The organism is uncultured Ralstonia sp. (assembly GCA_913056305.1).
In the GTDB taxonomy this organism is placed as follows: domain Bacteria; phylum Pseudomonadota; class Gammaproteobacteria; order Burkholderiales; family Burkholderiaceae; genus Ralstonia.
Map to the genome: position 1 here is coordinate 1 of CAJXMR010000294.1, position 4,839 is coordinate 4,839.

Annotated in this window: 3 protein-coding genes; all 3 read left to right on the plus strand. The window is 63.4% G+C overall.

Features of this window, described 5'->3' with window-relative positions:
- Positions 1 to 855 (plus strand): chromosomal replication initiator protein DnaA (gene dnaA / locus QZ609_RS24700; protein ID WP_295500545.1); only part of this gene is annotated, 855 nt, incomplete at its 5' end.
- A 289-nt stretch (positions 856 to 1,144) separates the two neighbouring features.
- On the plus strand, positions 1,145 to 2,260 hold the full coding sequence (gene dnaN / locus QZ609_RS24705; RefSeq protein ID WP_295500549.1) for a DNA polymerase III subunit beta: 1,116 nt from the start codon (positions 1,145 to 1,147) through the stop codon (positions 2,258 to 2,260).
- Between the two features lie 150 nt (positions 2,261 to 2,410).
- On the plus strand, positions 2,411 to 4,839 hold a 2,429-nt coding region (gene gyrB, locus QZ609_RS24710), incomplete at its 3' end, for a DNA topoisomerase (ATP-hydrolyzing) subunit B (RefSeq protein ID WP_295500552.1).

Here is a 4,839-nt window from a genome sequence, read left to right on the forward strand (position 1 = left end):
GCCATCGGCAACTTCATGCTGATGGAGAACCCGCGCGCGCGCATCCGCTACATCCATGCGGAGCAGTACGTGTCGGACGTGGTGAAGGCCTACCAGCGCAAGGCGTTTGACGACTTCAAGCGCTACTACCACTCGCTCGACCTGCTGCTGATCGACGATATTCAATTCTTCTCGGGCAAGAACCGCACGCAGGAAGAATTCTTCTACGCGTTCGAGGCGCTGATCGCCAACCGCGCGCAGGTCATCATCACCAGCGATACGTACCCGAAGGAGATCACCGGCATCGACGACCGCCTGATCTCGCGCTTCGACTCGGGCCTGACGGTGGCCATCGAGCCGCCCGAGCTGGAGATGCGCGTCGCGATTCTGATGAAGAAGGCACAGGCCGAGAACGTGACCGTGCCGGAAGAGGTGGCCTTCTTCGTGGCCAAGCACCTGCGCTCGAACGTGCGCGAGCTGGAAGGTGCGCTGCGCAAGATCCTGGCGTACTCGAACTTCCACGGCAAAGAGATCACCATCGAGGTCACGCGCGAGGCGCTCAAGGATCTGCTGACCGTGCAGAACCGCCAGATTTCGGTGGAGAACATCCAGAAGACCTGCGCCGATTTCTACAACATCAAGGTCGCCGACATGTACTCCAAGAAGCGGCCGGCCAACATCGCGCGCCCGCGCCAGATCGCCATGTATCTGGCCAAGGAGCTCACGCAGAAGAGCCTGCCGGAGATCGGCGAACTCTTTGGCGGGCGCGACCACACCACCGTGCTGCACGCCGTGCGCAAGATCGCCGACGAGCGCAGCAAGGACGCGCAGCTCAACCACGAGCTACACGTGCTGGAGCAGACGCTCAAGGGCTGACGGGCCGGGCGCGCAGCCACGCGCCGCCAACCCGCATGGCGGAGCCATCCGCCTCGAATCCTTCCTCGGCAAACGCCCGCTCGAATGCGGGCGTCTTTTCATGCACAATAGCCATATTTGCCGCGCGCGCGACGCTATCCAGCGCCCCCTTCTTTGCGGTATAATTTGTGATTAACCCCTTGATTTACAACAACTTTGGGGTTAATCGCGAATGCTCCTGCAGGCACCTGCCCACTGGGCCGAAGCCGGGGCGCGCGCGGTGCCACCTCAAACTGCAAGGATCGCCTTCATGCAATTGGTCAAAACCTCGCGAGACAACCTGCTGCGTCCGCTGCAAATCGTGAGCGGCATCGTGGAACGCCGTCACACGCTGCCCATCCTGGCCAACCTGCTGATCCGCAAGACCGGTGAACGGGTCTCCTTCCTGTCCACCGACATCGAAATCCAGATCACCACGCACGCCGATTGCGGCGCCGGCGCCGGCGACATCGCCACCACCGTGGCCGCCCGCAAGCTGGTCGACATCCTGCGCGCGATGCCCGACGGCGAAGTCGCCCTCACGCTCAACGACAAGCGCATGACGGTGCAGTCCGGCAAGAGCCGCTTTGCCCTGCAGACGCTGGCCGCCGAAGAATTCCCGACCGTGGCCGAGGCCACCGACTTCGGTGCGCGCATCACCGTGCCGCAGAAGACGCTCAAGCACCTGCTGGCGATGGTCCACTTTGCGATGGCCCAGCAAGACATCCGCTACTACCTGAACGGCATGCTGCTGGTGGTGGACGGCAAGCAGGTCATGGCCGTGGCCACCGACGGCCACCGCCTGGCCTACTGCGGCGTCGAGACCGGCGAGCAACCGGCCGGCGCCGGCGGCCGCCACGAAGTCATCATCCCGCGCAAGACCATCCTCGAGCTGCAGCGCCTGCTGGAAGACGTGGACGATCCTGTGTCCGTGCAACTGGCCTCGAACCAGGTCAAGTTCACCTTCGGCAATATCGAGCTGATCTCCAAGCTGGTCGAAGGCAAGTTCCCGGATTTCCAGCGCGTGATCCCCAAGGGTTACCGCAACAGCTTCACGATGGACCGCGCCTTCCTGCAGCAGGCGCTGCAGCGCACGGCCATCCTGACCAGCGACAAATTCAAGGGCGTGCGCTGCATGCTCGACACCAACGTCCTGAAGATCAGCTCCACCAACGCTGACCAGGAAGAAGCGCAGGAAGAACTCGAAATCGACTACCAGGGCGACGCGCTGGATATCGGTTTCAACGTCACCTACCTGCTGGACGTGCTGGCCAACCTCAAGGCCGAAAAGGTGCAGGTGAGCCTGGGCGACTCCAACTCGAGCGCGCTCATCACCCTGCCCGACGACGACACCTTCAAGTACGTCGTCATGCCGATGCGCATCTGACGAGGCACCTCACGTAACGCCTCGACAAAACACATCGAGAACAAGACGAGGGGCTGGATCGGGACGATCCGCCCCTTCGCCGTTTTTAAGCAACCCCGCCATGTGCGCTGAGAACCGTATTTCCGTGCCCATGGCTGCGAGCAGAACGACATGACCGAAGAGCAGAAACCGCAATCCACCCCCGCCGAGGCCAACAGCTATGACGCCGCCTCGATCCAGATCCTGGAAGGCCTGGAGGCGGTACGCAAGCGGCCGGGCATGTACATCGGCGACACCTCGGATGGCACCGGCCTGCACCACCTCGTGTTCGAGGTGTTGGACAACTCCATTGATGAGGCGCTGGCCGGGCATTGCACTGAGATTCAGGTCACCATCCACACGGACAACTCCATCTCCGTGATCGACAACGGCCGTGGCATTCCGACCGGCATCAAGTTTGACGACAAACACGAGCCCAAGCGCAGCGCGACCGAGATCGCCATGACCGAGCTGCACGCCGGTGGCAAGTTCAACCAGAACAGCTACAAGGTGTCGGGCGGCCTGCACGGCGTGGGTGTGTCGTGCGTGAACGGTCTGTCGAAGTGGATGAAGGTGACGGTCCGCCAGGGTGGCAAGGTGCATCACATCGAGTTTGCGCAGGGCGTTCCGCAAAACCGCCTGATCGAAACGGTGCAAGCGCCGGACGGCCAGATGGTGGAGGTCTCGCCGCTGCACGTGTCGGGCACCACCGACAAGCGCGGCACCGAAGTGCACTTCCTGGCCGACGAGACCATCTTCACCAACGTCGAGTACCACTACGAGATCCTCTCCAAGCGCATCCGCGAGCTCTCGTTCCTGAACAACGGCGTGCACATCAAGCTGACCGACCAGCGCACCGGCAAGGAAGAAGACTTTGCCTTCTCGGGCGGCGTGAAGGGCTTTGTTGAGTACATCAACAAGAACAAGACCGTGCTGCACCCGACCGTGTTCACCGCCAGCGGCGAGAAAGACGGCGTGGCCGTGGAAGTGTCGATGCAGTGGAACGACGGCTACAACGAGCAGGTGCTCTGCTTCACCAACAACATCCCGCAGCGTGACGGCGGCACCCACCTCACGGGCCTGCGCGCTGCCATGACGCGCGTCATCAACAAGTACATCGTTGATAACGAGATCGCCAAGAAGGCCAAGGTGGAAACCGCTGGCGACGACATGCGCGAAGGCCTGGCCTGCGTGCTGTCGGTCAAGGTGCCGGAGCCCAAGTTCAGCTCGCAGACCAAGGACAAGCTCGTCTCGTCTGAAGTGCGCCTGCCGGTGGAAGACGTCGTGGCCAAGGCGCTGGGGGACTTCCTGCTGGAAACGCCCGTCGACGCCAAGATCATCTGCGGCAAGATCGTGGAAGCCGCCCGCGCCCGTGAAGCCGCCCGCAAGGCCCGCGAGATGACGCGCCGCAAGGGCGTGCTCGACGGCATGGGCCTGCCCGGCAAGCTGGCCGACTGCCAGGAGAAAGACCCGGCAATGTCCGAACTCTTTATCGTCGAGGGTGACTCCGCAGGCGGCTCGGCCAAGCAGGGGCGCGACCGCAAGTTCCAGGCGATCCTGCCGCTCAAGGGCAAGATCCTGAACGTGGAGCGCGCGCGCTTTGACAAGATGCTCTCCAGCCAGGAAGTGCTCACGCTCATCACCGCGCTGGGCACTGGCATTGGCAAGGACGACTACAACCTCGACAAGCTGCGCTACCACCGCATCATCATCATGACCGACGCGGACGTGGACGGCTCGCACATCCGCACGCTGCTGCTCACGTTCTTCTACCGCCAGATGCCCGAGATCATCGAGCGCGGTCACGTGTACATCGCCCAGCCGCCGCTCTACAAGATCAAGCACGGCAAGGAAGAGCGCTACATCAAGGACGACGTCGAGATGGCCGCCTACCTGGTGCGCCAGGCGCTGGACACCGCCGTGCTGGTGCGTGCCGATGGCACCGAGATCATGGGCGACGCGCTGGCCGAGCTGGCGCGCCAGTACCAGTTCAGCCGCGGCGTGATCGAGCGCCTCTCGCGCGTGATTGACGCCGACGCCCTGCGCGCCATTGCCGAAGGCGTGGCGCTGGACCTGAGCACCGAAGCCGCCGCAGAAGCCAGCGCCAACGCGCTCAAGGCCCGCCTGCTGGAAATGCAAGGCAACGCCAGCAACGCCAACGGCGGCGCCACGGCCGACGCCTTCATGCAGTACGACGAGAAGCACGAGAAATATCGCGTGATGGTGGTGCGCCGCCAGCACGGCAACGCGCGCATCAGCCACATCGACGCCGACTTTGTGGCCGGCGCTGATTACGCCGCGCTGTCCAGCACCGCCCAGACCTTCCAGGGCCTGATTGGCGACGGCGCCAAGGTGCGCCGCGGCACCGCCGACAAGCTGCGCGAAGCCAACGTGACCGACTTCCACGCCGCCATGACGTGGCTGCTGACCGAAGCCGAGCGCGGCGTGAGCCGCCAGCGCTACAAGGGCCTGGGCGAAATGAACCCCGAGCAGCTGTGGGAAACCACCATGGACGTCACCCAGCGCCGCCTGCTGCGCGTGCAGATTGAAGACGCCATTGC

Bases quoted from the DNA above. Each gene is read 5' to 3' on its own strand.
- dnaN (WP_295500549.1), top strand. From the start codon at position 1,145: ATGCAATTGGTCAAAACCTCGCGAGACAACCTGCTGCGTCCGCTGCAA.